Annotated in this window: 19 protein-coding genes and 3 pseudogenes; 21 read left to right on the top strand and 1 reads right to left on the bottom strand. The window is 51.0% G+C overall.

Features of this window, described 5'->3' with window-relative positions:
- The first annotated feature begins 27 nt into the window (after positions 1-27).
- The 6 genes and pseudogenes from SSCH_RS10395 to hisD all read left to right on the top strand — a co-directional run bounded on the left by SSCH_RS10395 (position 28) and on the right by hisD (position 5,997).
- The gene (locus tag SSCH_RS10395) at positions 28-927 is read left to right on the top strand and encodes a GerAB/ArcD/ProY family transporter (RefSeq protein WP_044665401.1); all 900 of its coding nucleotides are present in this window, start codon (positions 28-30) and stop codon (positions 925-927) included.
- On the top strand, positions 896-1,162 hold the full coding sequence (locus SSCH_RS10390; RefSeq protein ID WP_198142381.1) for a hypothetical protein: 267 nt from the start codon (positions 896-898) through the stop codon (positions 1,160-1,162). The genes SSCH_RS10395 and SSCH_RS10390 overlap by 32 nt, the downstream gene beginning before the upstream one ends.
- Positions 1,137-2,393, top strand: a pseudogene (locus tag SSCH_RS10385) (Ger(x)C family spore germination protein). The gene SSCH_RS10390 and the pseudogene SSCH_RS10385 overlap by 26 nt, the downstream one beginning before the upstream one ends.
- A 322-nt stretch (positions 2,394-2,715) precedes the next feature.
- Positions 2,716-3,951, top strand: coding sequence for an ATP phosphoribosyltransferase regulatory subunit (gene hisZ, locus SSCH_RS10375; RefSeq protein WP_052835559.1), 1,236 nt, complete (start codon positions 2,716-2,718; stop codon positions 3,949-3,951).
- On the top strand, positions 3,948-4,607 hold the full coding sequence (hisG, locus tag SSCH_RS10370; protein WP_044665397.1) for an ATP phosphoribosyltransferase: 660 nt from the start codon (positions 3,948-3,950) through the stop codon (positions 4,605-4,607). Before hisZ ends, hisG begins: the two co-directional genes overlap by 4 nt.
- A gap of 106 nt (positions 4,608-4,713) precedes the next feature.
- A complete protein-coding gene (gene hisD, locus SSCH_RS10365) occupies positions 4,714-5,997 on the top strand; it encodes a histidinol dehydrogenase (protein ID WP_044665396.1) in 1,284 nt (427 codons plus the stop codon).
- A 137-nt stretch (positions 5,998-6,134) separates the two neighbouring features.
- Here hisD and SSCH_RS10360 read toward each other — a convergent pair whose 3' ends face one another.
- On the bottom strand, positions 6,135-6,323 hold the full coding sequence (locus tag SSCH_RS10360) for a hypothetical protein (RefSeq protein ID WP_044665395.1): 189 nt from the start codon (positions 6,321-6,323) through the stop codon (positions 6,135-6,137).
- 268 nt (positions 6,324-6,591) lie between these two features.
- Between SSCH_RS10360 and hisB the strand changes: the two genes are divergently transcribed.
- From hisB to SSCH_RS10295, 15 genes and pseudogenes are all read left to right on the top strand, one after another.
- Positions 6,592-7,191 (top strand): imidazoleglycerol-phosphate dehydratase HisB, encoded by a 600-nt coding sequence (gene hisB / locus SSCH_RS10355; RefSeq protein ID WP_084711092.1) that lies wholly within the window; start codon positions 6,592-6,594, stop codon positions 7,189-7,191.
- Between the two features lie 279 nt (positions 7,192-7,470).
- Positions 7,471-8,133: pseudogene (gene hisA, locus SSCH_RS10350) on the top strand (1-(5-phosphoribosyl)-5-[(5-phosphoribosylamino)methylideneamino]imidazole-4-carboxamide isomerase); the annotation flags it as partial.
- 48 nt (positions 8,134-8,181) lie between these two features.
- Positions 8,182-8,955: an imidazole glycerol phosphate synthase subunit HisF gene (hisF, locus tag SSCH_RS10345; RefSeq protein WP_044665405.1), complete on the top strand. Its 774-nt coding sequence runs from the start codon at positions 8,182-8,184 to the stop codon at positions 8,953-8,955.
- The gene (gene hisIE / locus SSCH_RS10340) at positions 8,952-9,611 is read left to right on the top strand and encodes a bifunctional phosphoribosyl-AMP cyclohydrolase/phosphoribosyl-ATP diphosphatase HisIE (RefSeq protein ID WP_044665394.1); all 660 of its coding nucleotides are present in this window, start codon (positions 8,952-8,954) and stop codon (positions 9,609-9,611) included. Before hisF ends, hisIE begins: the two co-directional genes overlap by 4 nt.
- Before the next feature lie 3 nt (positions 9,612-9,614).
- Positions 9,615-9,704, top strand: a pseudogene (locus SSCH_RS22435) (hypothetical protein); the annotation flags it as partial.
- 74 nt (positions 9,705-9,778) lie between these two features.
- Positions 9,779-10,414, top strand: coding sequence for an ATP-dependent helicase (locus SSCH_RS22430; RefSeq protein WP_198142380.1), 636 nt, complete (start codon positions 9,779-9,781; stop codon positions 10,412-10,414).
- Positions 10,353-11,627, top strand: coding sequence for an ATP-dependent helicase (locus SSCH_RS22425; RefSeq protein ID WP_198142379.1), 1,275 nt, complete (start codon positions 10,353-10,355; stop codon positions 11,625-11,627). Before SSCH_RS22430 ends, SSCH_RS22425 begins: the two co-directional genes overlap by 62 nt.
- The gene (locus SSCH_RS22420; RefSeq protein WP_198142378.1) at positions 11,578-11,871 is read left to right on the top strand and encodes a hypothetical protein; all 294 of its coding nucleotides are present in this window, start codon (positions 11,578-11,580) and stop codon (positions 11,869-11,871) included. Before SSCH_RS22425 ends, SSCH_RS22420 begins: the two co-directional genes overlap by 50 nt.
- A 422-nt stretch (positions 11,872-12,293) precedes the next feature.
- The gene (ligA, locus tag SSCH_RS10325; protein WP_044665392.1) at positions 12,294-14,315 is read left to right on the top strand and encodes an NAD-dependent DNA ligase LigA; all 2,022 of its coding nucleotides are present in this window, start codon (positions 12,294-12,296) and stop codon (positions 14,313-14,315) included.
- A gap of 516 nt (positions 14,316-14,831) precedes the next feature.
- The gene (gene gatC, locus SSCH_RS10320; protein WP_044665391.1) at positions 14,832-15,116 is read left to right on the top strand and encodes an Asp-tRNA(Asn)/Glu-tRNA(Gln) amidotransferase subunit GatC; all 285 of its coding nucleotides are present in this window, start codon (positions 14,832-14,834) and stop codon (positions 15,114-15,116) included.
- Positions 15,117-15,488: 372 nt separating this feature from the next.
- Positions 15,489-16,997, top strand: a complete 1,509-nt coding sequence (gene gatA, locus SSCH_RS10315) for an Asp-tRNA(Asn)/Glu-tRNA(Gln) amidotransferase subunit GatA (RefSeq protein ID WP_044665390.1) — start codon at positions 15,489-15,491, stop codon at positions 16,995-16,997.
- Entirely contained in the window at positions 16,997-18,433 is a 1,437-nt protein-coding gene (gene gatB / locus SSCH_RS10310; RefSeq protein ID WP_044665389.1) for an Asp-tRNA(Asn)/Glu-tRNA(Gln) amidotransferase subunit GatB, read from the top strand. Before gatA ends, gatB begins: the two co-directional genes overlap by 1 nt.
- A 213-nt stretch (positions 18,434-18,646) precedes the next feature.
- On the top strand, positions 18,647-19,792 hold the full coding sequence (gene nifV, locus SSCH_RS10305) for a homocitrate synthase (protein ID WP_044665388.1): 1,146 nt from the start codon (positions 18,647-18,649) through the stop codon (positions 19,790-19,792).
- Positions 19,793-19,826: 34 nt separating this feature from the next.
- Entirely contained in the window at positions 19,827-21,095 is a 1,269-nt protein-coding gene (locus SSCH_RS10300) for a 3-isopropylmalate dehydratase large subunit (RefSeq protein WP_044665387.1), read from the top strand.
- 566 nt (positions 21,096-21,661) lie between these two features.
- Positions 21,662-22,159, top strand: coding sequence for a 3-isopropylmalate dehydratase small subunit (locus SSCH_RS10295; RefSeq protein WP_044665386.1), 498 nt, complete (start codon positions 21,662-21,664; stop codon positions 22,157-22,159).
- Positions 22,160-22,391 lie beyond the last annotated feature (232 nt).

The raw sequence follows: 22,391 nt of genomic DNA, 5'->3' as shown, positions 1-22,391 counted from the left end.
ACCCGCAGGACTACATGGAGGAAAAGGATGAGCATTGAGCAAGGAAAAATATCCAAGCGCCAGGCTATCTTTTTGTTAGCTAACTCTATTTTAGCCAGCATGGTATTGATTGCTCCTGCTCTCATGGCAAAACAAGCAGGGCAGGATGCTTGGATTGCTGTTCTGATAGCAGGAGTTTTCGGTTTGTTATTTGGGATGTTGGTGGTTTCCGTTGGACTGCGCCATCCAGGGAAAAACATGGTTGAGTACGGCATTGATCTTCTGGGTCCATGGCTGGGACGGGCCGTGGCAATAATTTTTGCCCTGTTTTTTCTTCATACCAATGCTTATCTTGTCCGTTCTTTTGGTTCACTGCTGGTTACAGAAACCATGCCGGAAACACCGCTGGTTGTGTTCAATATTTTGATCGTGTTAATAGCTGCTTATGCGGCATATCTGGGCTTAGAGGTTTTCACTCGCGTTAATGATATTGTTTTTCCCCTTTCGATGCTAGTTGCCGTAGCTATTGTGGCTATGGGGTTACCCGAGGTGAATTTTGAAAACTTAAAACCGATTTTTACGCACCCTATTCCGAACATACTGCAAGCAAGTTTCATTCTTTTTGCTTTCTTCGCTGAGGGGACGATCTTATTGATGTTGATCCCTTCTCTTCGACAGCCAAATGAAGCCAGGCAACTAGTTGTGCCTGTTAGTTTAATTATATCTTTGGCGATGCTGGTAGATGTGGGGATACTGATCGGTCTATTTGGTCATGAGGAAACCTCGCGCATGGTTTTTCCCACTTACGAGTTTGCCAAGACCGTAGGCATAGGGGGTTTTTTAGGAGCGCATCGAGTCCCTGGTGGTGGGAGTCTGGGTGGCAACAGTGGGTTTAAAGGTGGCGACATTTTATTATGTGTCTGTCTTGACCTTTACCCAGACATTTAACCTGAAAGACTACAGATCTTTAGTGCTGCCCTATGCCATTATTTTGGTAGTTCTGTCAATGGTGGGTTGGATGGGTACCAATGAGGTTACACTCTATATGTCTCGCTATTTTCCTTTATTTGCAATTATAGTGGTAGGAGGTACTACATTGCTACTGTATTTAGCCAACATGGCCAGAAGGCAAGGCTCTTCAGGAGGTGGAAAGAAGAATGAAGACAAAGTTAACCAGAATTAGAATGCGGGTTATCTCGTTATTATTAGTGATTAGTATGATGGTTGTCAGCTATTCCGGATGCTGGAGTCGGGTAGAAATTGAGAAAATGTCGTTTATTTCCGTGGTTGGTGTTGATCGCGCTGGCAGTGACCTGCTGGTTTCCTTCCAGATCGTCAACCCTAGCGCGCTGGCCAAGAATGGTGGCACTGGAGGTGGGGGTGGTGAACCCCCTGTGTTTGTATTGAGTGTTAAGGGACGGACTCTCCCGGATGCCCTGGCAAAAATTAGCCAGGAAAGCCCCCGTGCAGTGCGATTCAAGCAGTTAGATGCTGTTGTGCTGGGAGAAAGTCTAGGGAAAGAGGGGGTATCCCATATCATGGATTTTTTCGCCCGCCATTGGGAAATGCGCCGCTCTATCTGGATTATAGTTGCGAAAGGGAGTGCCCAGGAGATTTTGTTAAAGGGAGCACCTGTCCAGGAAAAGGTGCCCGGTATGGCCATCAAAATGTTGATGGACCGCCGGGATCGTTTGGCTCCTACCCATTACCCAATTAAGCTGGGTGATTTTTTGAATGGCATGAGTATGGAGGGGACTGATGCCATAGCATCTGCTGTCAGTGTAGAGCCCATGCAGGAGAAAATAGCCGGTGAAAGTGTTGAGGATAAGGATGAAGATGGCAATAAGGCTGCAGCGGAAAAGAAGGAAATAGTATTTGAAGGAGCCGGCGTTTTTCGGGGGGCTAAACTGGTAGGCTATCTGGGACCACACGAGGCGCGAGGGGTTCTCTGGGTATCGGGGAAAATTCAGGGAGGTATTTATACAGTACCTCCCCCATCACAGGGCACCTTGGGTTCACTGGTGACCGAAAAGTCGTCGGTTCGGGTCAAACCGGTAATCTCCAAAGACAACATCAGATTCCAAATCAACATCTACGATGAAGGCTATGTCTGATGTGTGGAGAAAAGTGAGCTTGCGGTCGGCAAGCCGGAAACCCTGAGAATACTGGAGCGAGAAAAGGAGAAGGCAGTAAAAAGAGATGTAGAGGCAGCTATAAGGCGTTCACAGGAACTGCGCAGCGATTTTTTGCAGCTGGGGGATAAGCTCTACCGTGAACACCCGGAGGTCTGGGGAAAGGTGAAGGATGACTGGAGGGATACCTGGCTGCCACAGGTAGCAGTTGATGTTAAAGTCACAAGTAAGCTCAAACGCACAGGGTTAATCGATGATCCCCTTCCTATAAGGGCGCCCTAGTGGATCAAGGGGACGGTTCTCTTGATCCAGATTTACTATCGTGATCTATAACGATTGTTTATAATTATGCCAAAATTAGGGGGCAGTTTTTCATAGTACCTCCTATGATACCAATCATATCCGTCTATCCTGAAATAATCAAAAAATGAGGTTAATGTTGAATCATTCCCTTTTGTTCTCATGATATTTCCAAAAGTGGATCAGAAGAACCGTCCCCCTGATCCACTTTCCTTTGGTTTTTCTAGAAAATCCTGTTATCTGCGTTTTCTCAATGCAATATTTATGATATGATTAATGAAAAAATTAGTTAACAGCAGGCTGTTTGAAGCTGCTGCTTATGAAAGCAGGGAAGCACATGGAAAACTCAGGTACGGTTCTGATGCCGGGTGGGGTGCGGGATCTCTTGCCCGGGGAAGCGCGTCGCAAACGGCATTTGGAGGATAAATTGTTAAGACTCTTTAGCTCCTGGGGCTACCAGGAGGTGGTAACCCCCACCTTTGAATACTATGAAGTGCTGGCTCCGGCTTTAGGAGATATGCTCCACAACCAGCTTTACCGGTTTATTGACGACCGCGGGCAGATCATGGTGTTGAGGCCTGATATGACTACACCCATTGCCCGTTTGGTGAGCACACGCCTGCAAGACCAGGAGTTTCCCCAGAGGTTTTGTTATCTTGCCAATGTCTACCGGCGGGAAAGCCATGCCGGACGGCAGCGGGAGTATTACCAGACCGGTGTGGAACTGGTGGGGGCAGCAGGCCCTGATGCTGATGCCGAGGTGATCAGCCTGGCAGCAGAAGCATTGAAGCTGGCAGGGGTTGAGGACTTCCGGATTACGGTAGGGCATGTTGATGTCCTGGCAGGTGTATTGAAGGGGGCAGGCTTTTCCGCTGCAGAACAGGAACAGGCAAAGATTGCCTTGAGCAAAAAGGATCTGGTAACATGGGAGGGTCTGGTGGCAGGAGCTCAGCTTTCAGGGGATAAAAAGAAGGCTGTTGCCGCTTTGCCTTACCTGCATGGTGGTCTTGAGGTCTTTGGCCAGCTTGAAGGTTTAATCCAGGATGAACCCGCCAAGCGGGGATTGGCAAGTCTACGCCGCGTGTGGAAGATCCTTTCCGACCATGGTTTTTGCGAACAGGTAAACATTGACCCGACCCTGCTGCGGGTATTGGGATATTATACGGGGCTTGTATTTGAGTGCTATGCAGAAGGGGTTGGGTACCCTCTCTGTGGTGGCGGTAGATATGATGAGCTTTTAGCTAAGTTTGGGTATCCCTGCCCGGCAACAGGATTTGCCCTGACCATGGACAGGGTTTTGGATGCTCTGGAAAAGCAGGCTCTGCCCTTTGACGAACAGACTCCCGATTATTTTATTACAGGGGACAACATCGATGAGGTTGTTAAAAAAGCGAGGGAGTTGAGGGCAAATGGCTTTATTGTGGAAGTGGATCTTTCGGAACGCCCGCGGCAGGAGGCCATAGCCTGTGCCTCCCGCAAGGGGATTCCTTTCATACTGGTGATGGAGAATTCAGAAGAGAAAGTGGAGAGATCAACATGACCCAGGATAGAATAACTTTTGCACTTCCCAAGGGGCGCCTGCTGCCGCTTGTAGCCGGGATTTTAAGGGATGCAGGAATTTTGCGGTTAGATCTGGAAGAAAACGGACGTCGTCTTGTATACAATGATCCGGAGAGGGGGCTGCGCTATCTGATCTGCCGTACCGCTGATGTCCCTACTTTCGTAGAGTATGGAGCAGCTGATCTGGGGATTGCAGGAAAAGATGTGATCCTGGAACAGGGGAAGGACATCTGTGAGCTGGCGGATTTGGGTTTCGGGCAGTGCAAATTTGTGGTGGCTGTTCCCTCATCAAAGCTGGAATTATATAAAGATGGGCTTTCCGGATACCTTTCACACTTCGGACAGCTGCGGGTGGCCACCAAGTTTCCGCGGGTTGCGGAGTCCTACCTGCGCAGCAAGGGTTTGCCTGGAGAGGTCATTAAGCTATCCGGAAATATCGAATTAGCGCCTTTAGTGGGACTGGCCGAGGTGATCATCGACCTGGTTTCCACCGGTAGAACCCTTCAGGAGAACAATTTGGTAGCTATCGATGAGATTGCTGAAGCCACTGCTAGACTGGTGGCGAACAGGGTTTCTTACCGTGTTAAATATAACAGGCTGGTTCCTTTTATAGAAGCCATCAAGAAAAGTTGTTAGTTAGCGTGCATCTTCAGGGGATCTAAATTATTATTGGTGGCAGAGAAGGTGACAAGAGAACCGTCCCCCTGTCACCCCCTGTCACCTCAGAATGGAGTGCGGTTTTATGTTAAAGGTGGTATCGATCAAAGATGATCTGGTCTCACGGCTGCTGAAGCGGGAGCACCGCGGTGAAGATCTGGAGGCCGGGGTGCGGGAGATTATTGAACAGGTCAAAGAGTATGGGGATCAAGGGTTTTGGTCAGCGACCAAAAGGTTTGATCATGCTGATATGAGTGCTGCTCAGATGCAGGTGACAGAGGATGAGATCAAGGAGGCATATGCCGCGACAGCACCTGATCTCTTAGAGTCATTACGCCTGGCCCGGGATAATATTAGTGAATTTCATGCACGACAGCATTTTCAAACCTGGTTTCAACCAGGGGAGGATGGGGAACTGCTGGGACAGATCTACAGGCCGCTGGAACGGGTAGGGATTTATGTTCCCGGTGGCACAGCTGCTTATCCCTCTTCTGTTTTAATGAATGCCCTCCCGGCAAAGGTGGCCGGGGTTAAGGAAATCATCATGGTGACTCCGCCCAGGACCGATGGCACAGTGCTTCCCCTTGTGTTGGTGGCTGCCGCTGAGGCAGGAGTGACGAAAATTTTTAAGGCCGGGGGTGTCCAGGCTGTTGCTGGTCTGGCATATGGTACAGAATCGATCTCTAAGGTGGACAAGATCGTGGGACCCGGCAACATCTATGTGACTATTGCTAAGAGGCTGGTCTTTGGGCTGGTGGATATCGATATGCTGGCCGGACCCAGCGAGATCGTCATTGTGGCAGATGAAGAGGCGGATCATGTGCTGGTGGCAGCGGACCTTCTCTCCCAGGCAGAGCATGACCCAATGGCTGCGGCCATTCTGGTAACTCCGGATGAGAAGCTGGCGCAAAGTGTGCGAGATGAGGTTGAAAAACAGCTGGCGGTTCTCCCCAGGAAGGAGATCGCTGCAGCTGCAATAAAGAACTATGGGGCAGCGGTTGTCACCGGGAGCATGCAGGAAGCAGTTGACCTGGCTAATCAGCTTGCACCTGAACACCTGGAGCTCTATGTCAAGGATCCTTTTTCCTGGCTGGGCAAAATCCGGAACGCAGGTGCGGTTTTCCTTGGGGCCTATGCCTCAGAGCCGGTGGGTGATTATTTCGCAGGGCCGAACCATGTTCTGCCCACCGGAGGCACGGCTCGCTTTTTCTCACCGTTAAGTGTGGAGGATTTCATGAAGCGCACCAGTGTCATTTATACCACTAAAGAAGCCCTTCAAAAGTGGGGACCCCATATTGTCAGGCTGGCAGAGGATGAAGGCCTTGATGCCCATGCCCGGGCGATTGCCAGGAGGCTGGAGCGTTTGTGATCATAGGCGGGGCCAGGCTTGTTTTATTGCTTTAAGAAGAAGGGTGACATTGGACGTTTTGTTTGCCGTCAGGCTACCTTTGTTAACAGTTGATGATCACCTCAAGCAGCCAAAGTGACTGGACGTTTTGTTTGCTGTCAGGCTACCTTTTTCTGACCTCCGAAATCCGGCTTCTGACGTCTATTTCTGTCAGGCTTGCTTTCATCAACTGCTGCTGCTGCCATCTGGGTGGTATGGATGTCTATCCGTGAAGTAGAAATCTGATGCCGGAAGTCGGGGGTCGGAAATTTACCGAGAATCTGCCTTCCGCCGGGTTCCGCAAACATTATCTTGTTTTGGCTACTATTTTCGCCTGATGGTGTGGACCGGTGACATAGGTGTTTAACTGACAATAGATGTCTGATGCTGGAAGTCGTAAGCCGGAAGATGCAGCAGGAACCGTCCCCGGTGCATCTCCGGTGCATCGGCCGTTGACCTGGTGATTTTGGGAGTTGTCACACAGGTTGCTTTTCCCGGAAGTACACCAGGGATATCATGATAACGGTTGGTGTGGTGAATAGCATATTATGTGTCCATTTAAGGAGGGGAATGATTATGGCGCAAGAAGTGGCGCGACAGGCAAAGATAGATAGGGCAACCGGTGAGACCAGTGTCCAGGTAAAGCTGAACCTGGACGGGAACGGGGACTTCGGTGGCAGCACCGGGATCGGTTTTTTCGACCATATGCTGCACCTGATGGCACGGCATGCCCTTATTGATCTCACTGTTGAAGCCAGCGGGGATCTTCATGTAGATGCCCACCACACAGTTGAGGATACGGGTATCTGCTTAGGTTTAGCCCTAAAAGAGGCCTTGGGAGATAAAGAGGGGATTACCAGGTATGGATCAGCGATCATACCGATGGATGAGGCACTGGCTCTAGCCGCGGTGGATCTCAGCGGGAGGCCGTACCTGGGCTATGAGGTCAGTGTGCCTTGCTATAAAGCCGGGGAGATGCCTGTGGAGCTGGTGCCCGAGTTCTTTCGGGCTTTGGTCAACAATGCAGGGATTACCCTGCACCTGCGTCTCCTGAGTGGGGAAAACACCCACCACATCATTGAGGTGTTGTTCAAGGGATTTGCCAGAGCTTTAAGAGAAGCTGTGGCCCTGAGCGAGCGTGAAAGCGGTGTGCCTTCCACTAAAGGCAAACTGTAGTGGTGCAAGGGGGTCGGTTCCTGGTGCATTTCTGCGTGAGTTCGGTCAAGACGCGGGTATACATATTGTCTATCGCCTGAAAACCGAACTACTGAATCGAGGCAGTTCCTGGGGCACCTCGGGCTTCCGACATCCGGTTTCTGACTTCTGCTTTTTTGGTAGGTCGTTAGTGCTCGGTCAAGACAGTTCGGTTAAGTAGCGAACAAAACCCCTCTTTTATCATTATCCAACGACCAACTACCAACGACTAACGACTAATTGAGGAGGTTCGGTGTATTCATGCTTATCTTTCCGGCAATTGATCTCAGGAATGGTAAATGTGTGCGTCTGGTACAGGGGCGGGCGAAGGACGAAACTATCTATGATGAAGACCCTGTGGCTGTGGCTCTTCGCTGGAAGAAGGATGGGGCAGAGTGGCTGCATCTGGTGGATCTGGACGGCGCCTTTGCCGGGGAACCACGCCAGCTGAGTGTGGTGAGGGAGATCATTAAAAATGCCGCTCTCCCCGCTCAACTGGGAGGAGGGATCAGGACACTCGACCAGATGCGAGAAGCCTTCAAAGCAGGTGTTGAACGTGTGATCCTGGGCACTGTTGCGGTTACCGGTCCGGATCTGGTGCGCCGGGCCTGTGCTGCTTTCGGTTGGGAGCGGGTTGTGGTGGGGATCGATGCCCGGGACGGGTTTGTGGCAGTCAAGGGCTGGCAGGATCTGTCATCAAGGCACTTCCTGGATGTGGCTCGCCAGATGCATGATCTCGGCTGCAGGCGGGTTGTGTTTACCGATACCAGCAAGGATGGGATGCTTACAGGCCCCAACATCCAGGCGACAGGGAAACTTGCGGAAGAGACAGGCTTGAGTGTGATCGCCTCCGGTGGAGTCAGTTCCCTTGAGGATATCTATGCCCTGGGGCATTTGGAGCAGTTAGGAGTAGAAGGGGTTATTGTGGGAAAGGCGCTCTATGAGGAGAAATTTACTCTTCGGGAGGCCATCCTGGCAGCAAAAAAAGCAGCTAATACCAGGCGGGTAATTCCCTGCCTCGATGTCAAGGAGGGGCGGGTTGTCAAAGGTGTAAAGTTCGGAGATTTGAGGGATGCCGGTGACCCTGTAGAGATGGCTGCCGAGTATGATGCCGCGGGTGCTGATGAGCTGGTTTTCTTGGATATTACCGCAACTGTTGAGGGGCGAAAAACAACCATCGATATGGTCAAGCGGATCGCTGAACAGATTTCCATCCCCTTTACTGTTGGTGGGGGAATCAGAAGCCTTGAAGATATCAGCGCCCTGCTGGAAGCGGGAGCTGACAAGATTGCTGTCAGCTCAGCAGCTGTCAAAAACCCGGAGTTTATTGCTGATGTCTCCCGGAAATTCAGGACGGAGCAGCTGGTAGTGGCCATCGATGCCCGTAGAGCCGGCAGCGGGTGGGATGTCGTTACCCATGGAGGGATGAAAAGTGCCGGAATCGATGCTGTTGCCTGGGCACAGGAAATGGAGCAGCGGGGTGCAGGGGAGATCCTGTTGACGAGTTTTGACCGCGATGGCACCAGGGATGGCTATGATTTGGAGCTTACCAAAGCCATCAAAGAGGCAGTGGGCATTCCGGTGGTTGCCTCAGGAGGGGCGGGCAGTCTTGAGCATCTCTATGAGGGACTGACCATAGGAAAAGCTGATGCGGTCTTGGCGGCATCCATTTTCCATTACCGCGATTATACCATCGGGGAAGTAAAGAAATACCTGGCAGAGAGAGGAGTACCTGTAAAGCTATGAAAGCACAACCGGTTTTCACCGACAGCAAGGAACTGATAGATTTTATCAATACTGTTAAATTTGACACTGCCGGCCTGGTTCCGGCAGTTGTGCAGGATGTGGAAAATAACGAGGTTTTGATGGTGGCCTGGATGAATCAGGAGTCTCTGAGGCGCACCCTGGAGAGCGGTCAGGCCTGGTTTTACAGCAGAAAGAGGCAGGCTCTCTGGCTGAAGGGGGAGACCAGCGGCAACTACCAGTATGTTAGAGAGGTGCGTTTGGATTGCGATGGGGATACACTGCTCCTTAAAGTTGACCAGGTGGGAGTGGCCTGTCATCTGGGGACCAGGTCATGTTTTTCCCGGCTTGTGGGCAGCTCTGCTCCTGAAAAGCGAACCGAAAGGATTATCGCTGACCTTTATTCCCTGATCAAGGAGCGACAGAAGACACAGCCAGAGGGGTCCTATACAGTAAAACTCTTCCAGAGGGGAAGGGGCAGGATCGCCCAGAAGGTCGGGGAAGAGGCGGTAGAGGTGGTTGTTGCTGCCATGCAAGATGACCACAGTGAGCTGGTGGAGGAAACCGCAGACCTGATCTACCACCTGCTGGTGCTCCTGGTGGAATGCGGTGTCAGCCCTGAAGAGATTCGTGAAAAATTAGCGGAACGGCGGCGGTAGGTGATGGAAATGAATTTGGAGAGGGAATTGAATCCGCAGCAGCTGGAAGCGGTGAGGCGGACTGAGGGACCCTTAATTATTTTTGCCGGGGCAGGGAGTGGAAAAACCCGGGTATTAACTTACCGCATCGCTCACCTTTTAAATATGGGGATATCCCTTTTCGCGTCATGGCAGTTACCTTTACCAATCGGGCTGCTGCCGAAATGCGAGAGAGAGTACAGCAGTTGGTGGGGAGCGATGCACGGGATCTTTGGGTCAGTACCTTTCACTCTATGGCTGTGCGCATTCTCAGGAGAGAGGCGCGCTTTATCCCCTATGACCGCAGCTTTATTATTTATGATAGCGCCGACCAGCTGACAGTGATCAAACACTGTATCGAAGAGCTGCGGGTTGACGACCGGAAATTCCGTCCCCGCGGTGTGCTGGCAGAGATCAGCAGCCTCAAAAATGAGCTTGTTACACCAAAGGAATATCTTGAATTGACCCGCAATGTGCGGGAGGAGACTATTGCAGATTTATATTCCCTTTACCAGAAGAAGCTGCTGCAGCAAAATGCCATGGATTTCGATGATCTCTTGGTACAAGCTGTAGAGCTTTTTCGTGCAGAACCCTCAGTATTGGAGCGCTATCAGGATCGCTTTCAATACATTATGGTGGATGAGTATCAGGACACCAACCACGCTCAGTATATACTGGTGCGCCAGTTGGCCGGGGGACACCGCAACATCTGCGTAGTGGGGGATGATGACCAGTCCATTTACGGGTGGCGGGGGTGCGGATATCAGGAATATTCTCACCTTTGAGAAGGACTACCCTGAGGTACATGTAATCAAGCTGGAGCAGAACTACAGGTCTACCCAGTGTATACTGGCTGTGGCCAACGCACTTATAGCACATAATAGAGGAAGAAAGCCCAAAGAACTGTGGACATCAAATATTGTCGGAGATCCTGGTTCTTGCTACCAGGCTTTCGATGAAAAGGATGAGGCCAGGTTTGTGGCTGCAGAAATCAGTGACCTGGTTAATCGGGAAGAGGCTCTTTACCGGGATTGTGCGGTCTTTTATCGAACCCATGCCCAATCCCGGGTTATTGAGGAAGAATTTATCCGTTCTGGAACCCCCTACCGGATTTATGGGGGAGTGCGGTTCTATGAGCGCAAGGAGATAAAGGACATATTGGCATATCTGCGGCTTGTGGCCAATCCCGCAGATGAGGTATCTCTGCGCCGGGTGATCAATGAGCCGCGGCGGGGAATCGGGGATATGACTATCGCCCGTGCCGAAGAAGCTGCTTCCAGGGAAGGAAAAAGTCTGGCTTACGTCCTGGAGCATCCGGCAGGGATACCAGATCTGGGAAGACGAGCTATCAGTGCATTGGAAGGGTTTTTCCGGATGGTGAATAACTGGAGGAAGCTGGACGGTGCGGTTACTGTGGCCAGTCTGGTGGAAAGGATACTGGAGGAAACAGGTTATCTCTCCATTTTAGAGGCGGAAAAAACAGTGGAGGCGGAAACACGTCTGGAGAACTTAAAGGAGTTTCTGGGTGTGGCAGAGCAGTACGACTCCGGGGGCATCGACAGGTCTCTGGATGGTTTTTTAGAGGAGCTTGCTCTGGTAACAGATATCGACAACTACGAACCCGGTGAGAATGCTGTGGTGATGATGACGATCCACGGTGCCAAGGGGATGGAGTTTCCGGTGGTATTTCTGACGGGTTTGGAGGAGGGGCTGTTTCCTCATGTCCATGCCCTGGGAGAGGATGATGAACTGGAGGAAGAGCGCCGTCTCTGCTATGTGGGGATTACCAGGGCACAGGAGAAACTTTATCTTTCCTGGGCGATCAGCCGTTATCTTTACGGCAGCAGTGAACACAAACAGCCATCCCGCTTCCTCACGGAGATCCCACAGGAATACCTCTGCCCGGCAAGACACCCGGGACGCGGGGGGGGTTCCGGGTGTCTCAACTGTGAGACGCGGGGACGGTTCCGGTGTCTCAACTGCAGGCAGCCAGGATAATGATAAAACAGGCCATGCCATGCAAGAGAGTCTTGCCGGGAACGAGGAAGCGGCAGCAGTAACAGCGGTTTCTGCTCCGGATAGCTTTAAAGTGGGAGATAAGGTGGAACACAAGAAGTTCGGGCGCGGGGTTGTCATGGAAACCAAGTTCGGCTCTGGAGGAGATTTAGAGATTTTTGTATCTTTTGAAAGCGCCGGTTTCAAGCATTTGATGGCCAAGTATGCGCCCTTGAAGAAACTATAAATGATGCAGGGGGGACGGTTCCTGGTGCATTTCTGAGTGAGTTCGGTCAAGACATGGGTAACACAAATTGCCTGCTGCCTAAAAATCGATTCACTAGATCTAAAGGTACTTCCTGGGCACCTCAGACTTCCGACTTCCGGTTTCCGGCTTCTGTTTTTCAGGTTGGTCGTTGGGAAACTTCCGACCTCCGGCATCTGACAGACCCGTGCCGCTGAGCGGTGATAAGGTGCCACCCCGCTGTCACCAGAGAGTAGGTTAGAAGCCATTAGATACGAGTTTCATGTTATTGTAATAGTGGCATATTGGTAATAAATAGTGACAGGGCATTTTGGTACTGACGAACTTTGGACTTTGGTCTATTGGTTTTTTCTGGTATAATAATAACATGAAGTTGAATACCGTGACAAGCGGAGGGAGTTCAGATGCCTTCATTGAGTGAAGCACGCCAAAGGGTGGAAGCCCTGCGTACCGAGATCAGAAAACATGATCACCGTTATTATGTTTTGGATGATCCCCTGATCACTGACCAGGAATATGATTCCCTGATCAGGGATTTGGAGAGGTTAGAGGGAGAGTTTCCAGAACTGATCACCCCTGATTCACCGACACAAAGGGTTGGGGGTGCTCCCCTGGATGAGTTTCGCACGGTCAGGCATTCCACACCTTTGTTCAGCCTGGCGAATGCCTTTGAGGATGGGGAGTTGCGTGATTTCCACCGCCGTGTGCTGCAGCTTTCCGGCACAGCGGTTGATTACATTGTAGAACCGAAGATCGACGGGCTCTCTGTTGTGCTCACCTATGAAAGCGGGGAGTTTGTGCTGGGAGCGACCCGGGGAGATGGCATCACCGGCGAAGATATCACTGAAAACCTGCGTGCTGTACGACTGTTGCCGATGAGGCTTTCCAGGGCACTGCCGCGGCTTGTGGTGAGGGGAGAGGCCTTCATGCCCAGAAAAGCCTTTGCGCGGCTCAATGAACAGCGGGACCAGCGGGGTGAACCACCCTTTGCCAATCCCAGAAATGCAGCTGCGGGGTCACTGCGCCAGCTGGATCCCAGGGTTACTGCCAGCCGTACACTGGGGGTATTCTGCTACCAGGTCCTGGAGTGTGAGGGCGAGGAGCTCAATACCCAGCAGGATGCTTTGCATATGTTAAAGGAATTGGGTTTCTCAGTGCAGGAAGAAAGCAAACACTGTCAAAGCATCGAAGAAGTGATCGATTATTGCAAGCAGTGGATCGAAAAAAGGCATACCCTGAATTACGAGATCGATGGTATGGTGGTCAAAGTCAATCCCCTGCACATCCATGACATATTAGGAAGAACGGCCAAAAGTCCGCGCTGGGCTATCGCTTATAAATTTCCTGCAGAGCAGGTGGTTACCAGGGTAAGGGAGATTTTTGTGCGGGTAGGGAGAACAGGGGTGCTCACCCCCACAGCTATCCTGGACCCTGTACAGGTTGCCGGAGTCACAGTATCCCGAGCGACTCTGCATAATGAGGATCTGATCAGGCAAAAGGATGTGCGTGTCGGGGATTATGTGGTCATCCAGCGGGCTGGAGATGTGATTCCTGAGGTGGTTCGGGTACTTCAGGAGCGACGCACAGGTAAAGAGGAAGTTTTCCGGATGCCGGAGCGCTGCCCGGTCTGCGGCAGCAAGGTGCTGCACCAGGAAGATGAGGTGGCTGTACGCTGCACAGGAATTGCCTGTCCCGCTCAATTGAAGGAGCTTATTCTGCATTTTGTATCCAGGGAAGCGATGGATGTGGAAGGAGTAGGACCTGCACTGGTGACACAGTTGGTGGACAGGGGGCTGGTCAAGGATTCCGCGGACCTTTACTTTCTCCGTCGGGAGGACCTGCTGGGGTTGGAGAGGATGGGAGAAAAGTCTGCAGACAACATCCTCAATGCTATAAAAAGAAGTAAAGAACGGGGGCTGGCACCGCTTCTGTTCTCACTGGGGATCCGCCATGTAGGTACAAGGGCAGCGGAAATTTTGGCAGAGCAGTTTGGTTCTCTAGAGGCACTGGCAGAGGCCAGCAGTGAGGAACTGACTGCTGTGCCTGAAATTGGCCCAACAATTGCTCAAAGCATTGTCACCTTTTTTCAGCAGGAACAGACGCACCTGGTGCTGGACAAGCTGAAAAAAGCAGGTGTGAAGATGGAACAGGAAATGCCCGCAAGTGCTCAAGAACTGCTATTGACCGGGAAGGTCTTCGTGCTCACGGGAACCCTCCCTAACCTGACACGCAAAGAAGCAACGGAATTGATCAAAAAACACGGGGGCAAGGTTTCCTCCAGTGTCAGCGGGAAGACCGATTATCTTCTAGCAGGATCAGATCCCGGTCAAAAGCACGAAAAAGCCCGTGAACTGGAGATACCGATTATCGAAGAACACGATCTCCTTCAGATGGTTCCAGATGGTGAAAGCTACCTGGTTAAGTAACCTATATCTACAGGTATATATAGATTCGGCCTTTTGGTGACAGTAACCAGGGGTTCAGTCACCAGGGGTTCGTCACCGGCTATGTGGTGACAGTCACCCGGATTAGACCTCATGCCGCCCAGTCGGCACTGATAGGCCGATGTTAAGGGACCGGTGGAAGCAGATATTCATAACTTCCGACCTCCGACATCCGGCATCAGACCTCTATTTTTAGGGTAGATCCCCTTTCGCTTGATTGCAATGCCGGCAGAGAATGAAAACAGAAGGCCGGAGTATGGAGTATGTAATGTTGGATGATGGCAGAGAGCCGTCCATGTCGCCTCAATGTGAGACGCGAGTGTGAGACGCGAGAACCGTCCCCGCGTCTCATCCAGTGGAAGCAGTTCCTGGTAATATCCGACTTCCGACCTCCGGCATCAGACTTCTATTATCCGTATCTATTGCAGGGGGGTTGGGTACTCTGTTATAATTTAGTGGACAGGCTAGAAGGAAAACGAGTTATGCGGAGGTAATTCTATGAAGTTAGCACGGGAAGAAGTGAGACAGGTGGCGGTGCTGGCACACCTGGCTCTTGATGAGGATGAATTCGATGAGCTGTACGATGAGTTTAATGAAGTGCTGGAATTTGTAGAAACCATCAACAATATTGATACAGAGAATGTGGAGCCGACCTATTATCTGTTACCGCTTCAAAATGTTTGGCGCTCTGATGAGGCTCATCAGCCGCTGGCACCGGAGGATGTTTTTAGGGATACACCGGAGCGTGATGGCTCTTACTTTAAAGTGCCACGCATCTTGTAAAGGGACAATCACGGGCCATAAGGATGGTTCTTGAAGCCTATTAAGAACAGAGAAATCTTTTTCAGACTTCGTACTTCTGGCTTCCGACTTCCATTTTCGCCAGGCTTGCTTTATTGCGGAACCCCCTGAGACCATTTTTGCTTTCCGGTAGTACCGCTTGAGGGCAAAAATGGAGCCTAAGTTGGGAAATGTTGCGGAACCGGCGTCAGGTACCTTCCGGTAACATCAGGCATTAACCCCGGTTTCTTATCAGCCTCAGGGATTGCCCCCGTGAGTGGGTGTGACCAGCCGCGGGAACCAGCTGACCAGCCGAAGTGACCGTCCCCGTGGCAGGTCTTTTTATAATAATTTAGGACAAAGGAGTTTTAGTCCATGGAGATTTTTGACCTTACAGCCCACCAGTTAGCAGAGATGATGGAAAAGGGAAAAATCACTTGCCAGGAGATCACTGGTGCGGTTCTGGCAAGGATTCGACAGGTAGATGAGGATATCCGCGCCTATGTCACTGTAACCGAGGAGGAGGCTCTTGCCGCTTCCCAGGCGGTTGACCAACGCCGGAAGGATGGCGAGAAGCTGCCCCCACTGGCGGGAATTCCTCTTGGGCTGAAGGATAACATCTGTACCAGGGGGGTGCGCACCACCTGTTCCTCCCGTATGCTGGAGAACTTCATCCCCCCTTATAGTGCAACTATCGTAGAGAAATTGAATAATTGTGGGGCTGTTGTAACAGGCAAACTGAATATGGATGAGTTCGCTATGGGCTCTTCTACAGAGTTTTCGGCCTTTTTCCCCACACATAACCCCTGGGACCTGGAATGTGTTCCTGGGGGCTCCAGTGGTGGACCCGCGGCTGCTGTGGCAGCGGGGGAGACGATCTTTGCCCTGGGTTCCGATACCGGGGGATCAGCCCGCCAGCCCGCATCATTTTGTGGGATTGTAGGAATGAAACCCACATATGGGTTAGTCTCCCGCAGTGGTGTGGTGCCCTTTGCCTCTTCACTGGACCAGGTGGGCACCTTAACAAAGGATGTGCGGGACTGTGCCCTGGTCTTAAATGTTATTGCAGGCCATGATCCCAGGGATACTGCCACTGTTTCCGTTGATATACCTGATTACACAACATATCTGACCGGTAACATCAAGGGAAAGAGGATCGGGGTACCCAAAGAATTGTCGGGTGACGGGCTTGACCCCAAAGTGGCAGAGGTGTTCAAAAAAGCCTTAGAGAAGTTGGAGGAACTGGGAGCAATTGTGGATGAATGCTCTTTTCCTCATGCAGCATCTGCTGTTCCGGCTTACCATATTATTGCCCCGGCTGAGGCCAGTTCCAACCTGGCGCGTTTCGACGGTGTCCGCTACGGCTACCGTGCTGTACCGGAAGAGGGGGCAGAATATGACCTTGAAGAGATGTATATGAAGACCCGGGGTGAGGGGTTCGGCCCTGAGGTTAAGAGACGGATCATGATGGGGACATATGTGCTCAGTTCCGGCTGTTATGAAAAGTATTATCTGAAGGCCCTCAAGGTTAGGACTTTGATCAGAAACGAATACCAGCGGCTCTTCCAGGAATATGATCTGCTTGTTACTCCCACATCACCTGACCTGCCTTTCCGTTTAGGGGAAGAGGTCGATGATCCTTTGAAGCTCTACCATTCTGACAGCTATACAATACCGGTCAACATGGCAGGCCTTCCGGCTATTTCTCTGCCCTGCGGGTTTGCCAAAGGGCTGCCTGTAGGGATGCAGTTTACCGCTCCTGTGTTTGCGGATGGGGAAATTCTGCAGGTTGCCTATGCCTTTGAACAAAACACACCATACCATGAACAGCGTCCTTTGCTAAAAGGAAAAACGCGACAAACAGCGAAGGGAAGTGAGTCCTAATGGCTAAATATGAAGCTGTAATCGGATTGGAAGTTCATGTGGAACTGAGAACCAGGACCAAGGCCTTTTGCTCTTGTCCCAATGAGTTCGGAAGTGAACCGAATGCAAATGTCTGCCCCATCTGCCTGGCTATGCCAGGCGCCTTACCTGTGCTGAATAAAACGCTTTTGGAGTACGGGATACGCACAGGACTGGCCCTGAACTGCAAGATCGCTCACTTCTGCAAGTTTGATCGGAAGAATTACTTTTATCCGGATCTCCCCAAGGCCTATCAGATCTCCCAATACGATTTTCCTCTCTGTCGCAGCGGCTACCTGGATGTGGAGACAGAAGCGGGAGTACGCAAAGTGGGCATCAACAGGGTTCATATGGAAGAGGATGCAGGGAAACTGCTTCACGGAGAAGGCGGAGAGGATTATTCCCTGGTTGACTTAAATCGGGGAGGAGTGCCGCTATTAGAGATCGTAACAGAACCAGATATCAAAACTCCGGAAGAGGCGCGTTTGTTCCTGGAGAACTTAAAGACTATTTTGCAATATCTGGATGTTTCCGACTGCAAGATGGAGGAGGGTTCACTGCGCTGTGATGCCAATATCTCACTGAGGCCGGCAGGCACGGACATCTTGAACACCAAGGTGGAGATCAAGAATATGAACTCCTTCCGTGCTGTGCAGCGTGCCCTGGAGGGTGAGATGGAGAGGCAGTATGTCCTTTACGAGTCCGGGGAAGCCCCGGTTCAGGAAACCCGGGGATGGGATGAAAGCACCGGGTCGACAATAGTGATGAGATCCAAGGAAGAAGCCTCTGACTACAGGTATTTTCCCGATCCAGACCTGGTACCTGTGGTTTTAACACGGGATAAAGTGGAACAGATCAAAGAAACGCTGCCTGAACTTCCTGCTGCTCGCAAGCTGCGCTTTATAGAGGAGTACGGGCTTCCTGCCTATGATGCCGGTGTTCTCACCACTTCCCGGGAGCTGGCTGATTATTTTGAAGAGTGTCTTGAGGGGTTTAATGACCCTAAACAGGTCAGCAACTGGGTGATGGTGGAGTTTCTAAGACTGCTCAACACCAACAATATGGATGTACAGGAGGCCAAATTAACCCCTTCACACCTGGTGGAAATGCTGCAGCTTATGGAAAAGGGGACGATCAGCGGGAAGATCGCCAAAACAGTATTCGAAGAGATGTTTGACACCGGGAAAAGGGCTCTTACAATCGTTGGGGAAAAGGGGCTTTTGCAGATCAGCGATGAGAGTAAACTTGCTGAGATCGTCGATCAGGTGCTTGCTGCACACCCGGAAGTTGTCGAAGATTACCGAAATGGAAAGAAAAAAGCCCTTGGATTCCTGGTTGGACAGGTGATGAAAACCACCCGGGGTAAAGCCAACCCGCAAATAGTCAACAAGTTGTTTCTAGCAAGGATACAATCATAAAAGTTGACAATTACGCAAAAAACCTGCATTTTACTATTCGTCTTCACAGTGACATCAATGGATGAGATAGGGTAAAATAGTTTGTAATGAACAGAAGAAAGATGATAGCTCACAATAATGCTATACTTATTGATTATCAAATAGGGTTGCTGTAGATCAGAGTAATTTTGGAGTGACTCTTTATTTGACAGTTTACCAGGGGAGGGTGAAAACATGAGCAAGATTAAAATTGTTGATACAACCCTGCGTGACGGGGAACAGACAGCAGGTGTTGTCTTTGCCAACCATGAAAAAATACGGATTGCTAAAATGCTCGATGCCGTCGGGGTTGATCAGATCGAAGCCGGGGTTCCGGTGATGGGTGGCCATGAAAAGGAGTCCATCAAAGAAATCTGTAAGCTTGGTTTGAAAGCAAGTATCATGGGCTGGAACCGAGCTGTGATTGCTGATATTGAGCAGTCCCTGGAATGTGGTGTGGATGCTGTGGCGATTTCCATTTCCACTTCAGATATCCATATTGAGCATAAACTGCGCAGCACCAGAGAAAAAGTGCTGGAAAGCATGGTCAAGGCAACGGAGTTTGCTCATGAGCAAGGGGTTTATATCTCAGTTAATGCTGAGGATGCCTCCCGCTCAGATCCTGAGTTTTTACTTGAGTTTGCCAGGGCTGCTAAAGAGGCCGGTGCTGACCGCCTGCGCTACTGCGACACAGTGGGGATTCTGGAACCCTTTATAACATATGAGCGTATCAGTAAACTAATATCTCAGGTGGGAATTGATGTAGAAATGCATACCCACAACGATTTTGGAATGGCTACTGCCAATGCACTGGCTGGGGTGCGTGCAGGCGCATCCTGGGTAGGGGTGACCGTGATCGGCCTGGGTGAACGAGCAGGCAATGCCGCCATGGAAGAGGTGGTCATGGCTTTGAAACACATCCAGGGGAACGATCTTAAATTCCGCACAGAGATGTTCAGAGAGATCGCTGAATACGTTTCACTTGCCTCTAAAAGGGAACTGCCGGCCTGGAAGCCTATTGTGGGCTCCAATATGTTTGCCCACGAATCCGGTATTCATGCAGATGGTGCTTTAAAGGATCCAAGGACATATGAGGTGTTCTGCCCGGAAGAGGTGGGGCTTGAGCGCCAGATCGTTATCGGGAAACACTCGGGTACCAGTGCCATCAAAGCCAAGTTTAAAGAGTACGGGGTCCTGTTGACACAGGAAGAGGCGGATGATATTTTAGCACAGGTGCGGGTCGCTGCTGTGGAATTGAAACGACCACTCTTTGATAAAGAGATTGTCTATATCTATGAAGATTTTGTACATGATGCAAAAAAGGTGATTAACAAGAACTAAAGGTGATTAACAAGAACTAGGGGAGGAGTGCTTGTTGGGTAAAACAATAGCGGAAAAGATTTTAAGCAATAAAAGCGGCCAGGACGCTTTTGCCAATGATATAGTTGTGGCCGATGTTGACTTTCGGATGGGTCAGGACGGTACATCACCCCTGGCCATTCGTGCTTATCAAGCGATGAAAGGAGAAGACATCTGCTCACCGGAAGGCGCTGCCCTGGTTATCGATCACAGCGCCCCAAGCCCCTTAGAAGGTGTATCTGCCCTGCATACACTGATGCGTGAGTTTGCGCAGGAAAAAGGGATTCGCTTATATGATATAGGTGAAGGTGTCTGTCATCAGCTTATCCCTGAGAAGGGCCATGTGGGGCCTGGGTCACTGGTTATCGGTGCGGATTCCCATACCTGCACCTATGGAGCCCTGAATGCTTTTGCTACAGGTGTCGGCTCCACCGACCTGGCTGCTGCCCTCATCTCAGGCAAGATGTGGTTCAAGGTGCCGGAGACCATCAAGTTTATCTGCCATGGGAGACTTCCGGCAGGGGTTTATTCAAAGGACCTGATCCTGTTCCTGATCAATCAGGTGACTGCAGACGGTGTCACCTACATGGCTGCTGAATATACAGGAGAAGCCATCAGTCAGCTTTCTGTGGAGGCGCGCTTCACCATCTCTAATATGGCCATTGAGATGGGTGCCAAGGCAGGGTTGATGGATGCTGATGATAAGGTTATGGAGTGGGTGTGTGATCATAGCAATAATCAGTTTGAAGCCGTCAAGGCCGATGCTGATGCTGAATACTTTGCAGTCAAAGAATACGATGTCAGTGACCTCACCCCATATGTGGCCAAGCCTCATCGGGTGGATAACGGGGTACCGATAGGTGAGGTTGCAGGAACCCCCATTCAGCAGGCAGTTCTGGGTACCTGCACCAATGGGCGGTTGGAGGACCTGACCATAGCCGCGCAAGTCCTGGAAGGGCGCAAGATTCACCCTGATGTCCGCTTTATTGTCGCTCCTGCATCTCGCCAGATTTATCTGGATGCCATGGATACAGGGGTTTTGAAGACACTGGTTCAAGCCGGAGCAGCGGTTGTCACACCAGGGTGCGGCCCCTGTGTGGGGACCCACAATGGGATTCCCTCCGATGGAGAGAATGTCATCTCTACAGCGAACCGGAACTTCAAAGGCCGGATGGCCAACAGCAATGCATTTATCTATCTGGCTTCCCCGGCAACAGTTGCTGCCTCAGCAGTAAAAGGGGAGATCACCGATCCCAGAGAACTGGGGTCAGGCTTGAGTAATTGAGTAATTTACGGGGATACAACTGCTAGGCCAGTAGCGCACGGCCGGGATACTAAGGCACTGCCAGACGAAAGGGGCAGTATAACGGACTGTCCTGACCTAAACGCTACCAGGCGGCAAGAGACCTCGCCTACTCTACTTCCTGTTGCACCAGACCCAGGCGAAGTCAGGCTGGGGAGTTGCTTTGGAATCTGCAGTAAGGCAGTTCCCGCAAACCCCCAATATCTAACATCCGCAGTTGGTGCCCATGACGCGTTTTCCGGCATCTGACATCTGGCGTCAGACTTCTATTATCAAGGTAGACGCCTACACCGCTTTATGGTAGCATCATCAATGTATGATAATTCGGGCTGACTGCTGCTGACTGCTAATGTCTTTTGTTGGTGACAACTGTACCCGTGTCACCTCCGGCAGCGACATCCGGTTTCCGACTTCTTTTCAAGGTAGACGCTCGTGCTGCCTATGCGGCACCAGCAGAATGAAAACAGAGGTCGAGGTCATGTAATGTTGCGCAATCAGCGGAAGCGGCTCCTGGTAATATCCGACTTCTATTTTCAGGAGGATTAAAGATGGAACTTCGTGGGAAAGCCCACTGTTTTGGAAATGATGTGAATACAGATTATATTATTTCGGGCAAGTATAAATTTAAGACCTTAGATATGAAGGAACTGGCCAAACATGTCATGGAAGATCTGGATCCCGATTTTGCTGAAAGAGTACAGCCCGGCGATTTTGTTGTAGCCGGGAGTAATTTCGGGTGTGGCTCTTCCCGGGAACAGGCTCCCCTGGCTTTGCTTAACGCCGGGGTCGGTGCTGTGCTGGCCAAGTCTTTTGCCCGTATTTTTTACCGGAATGCTATTAATACCGGCCTGCCGGTGGTTGTCTGTGATACCGGTCTAATCGATGCAGGTGACGAATTGGTGGTTGATCTGGAGAGCGGTATGCTGAAAAATGTGACACAGGGGAAAAAGATCCCTGTCCAGCCTTTGCCCCCCATCATGTTAAAGATTTTGTCCGATGGTGGGCTGGCAGAGCACTTCCGCAAGTACGGCAACTTTAACCTTTAGGAATAAATGGTTATTTATATTATATTAATGAGGAACAAGTATGCACCGGTGTGCACTGGGGACGGGAGCGACCAAGCTAGGTCGTGACACTTAGTGGGTGGGAATCCCACCGGGCAAGGTTTAGCCAACCACCCGTAGCCAGCCTTGGAGCATAGCTGGTAACAGCTATGTTTAAGCGTAGGCAGGCGAGACAGCGGGCCGAAAGCCGCAAGGTTGAAGGGATTGAGCTTCG

Source organism: Syntrophaceticus schinkii, from assembly GCF_000946815.1.
Classification (GTDB): domain Bacteria; phylum Bacillota; class DSM-12270; order Thermacetogeniales; family Thermacetogeniaceae; genus Syntrophaceticus; species Syntrophaceticus schinkii.
Note: the sequence above shows the minus strand (reverse complement) of the source record. Positions and strands in the feature narration are given on the sequence as shown.

Bases quoted from the DNA above. Each gene is read 5' to 3' on its own strand.
- SSCH_RS10395 (WP_044665401.1), top strand. From the start codon at position 28: ATGAGCATTGAGCAAGGAAAAATATCCAAGCGCCAGGCTATCTTTTTG.
- hisG (WP_044665397.1), top strand. From the start codon at position 3,948: ATGACCCAGGATAGAATAACTTTTGCACTTCCCAAGGGGCGCCTGCTG.
- hisD (WP_044665396.1), top strand. From the start codon at position 4,714: ATGTTAAAGGTGGTATCGATCAAAGATGATCTGGTCTCACGGCTGCTG.
- SSCH_RS10360 (WP_044665395.1), bottom strand. From the start codon at position 6,323: ATGTTTGCGGAACCCGGCGGAAGGCAGATTCTCGGTAAATTTCCGACC.
- hisB (WP_084711092.1), top strand. From the start codon at position 6,592: ATGGCGCAAGAAGTGGCGCGACAGGCAAAGATAGATAGGGCAACCGGT.
- hisIE (WP_044665394.1), top strand. From the start codon at position 8,952: ATGAAAGCACAACCGGTTTTCACCGACAGCAAGGAACTGATAGATTTT.
- SSCH_RS22430 (WP_198142380.1), top strand. From the start codon at position 9,779: ATGGCAGTTACCTTTACCAATCGGGCTGCTGCCGAAATGCGAGAGAGA.
- SSCH_RS22425 (WP_198142379.1), top strand. From the start codon at position 10,353: ATGATGACCAGTCCATTTACGGGTGGCGGGGGTGCGGATATCAGGAAT.
- ligA (WP_044665392.1), top strand. From the start codon at position 12,294: ATGCCTTCATTGAGTGAAGCACGCCAAAGGGTGGAAGCCCTGCGTACC.
- gatC (WP_044665391.1), top strand. From the start codon at position 14,832: ATGAAGTTAGCACGGGAAGAAGTGAGACAGGTGGCGGTGCTGGCACAC.
- gatA (WP_044665390.1), top strand. From the start codon at position 15,489: ATGGAGATTTTTGACCTTACAGCCCACCAGTTAGCAGAGATGATGGAA.
- gatB (WP_044665389.1), top strand. From the start codon at position 16,997: ATGGCTAAATATGAAGCTGTAATCGGATTGGAAGTTCATGTGGAACTG.
- nifV (WP_044665388.1), top strand. From the start codon at position 18,647: ATGAGCAAGATTAAAATTGTTGATACAACCCTGCGTGACGGGGAACAG.
- SSCH_RS10295 (WP_044665386.1), top strand. From the start codon at position 21,662: ATGGAACTTCGTGGGAAAGCCCACTGTTTTGGAAATGATGTGAATACA.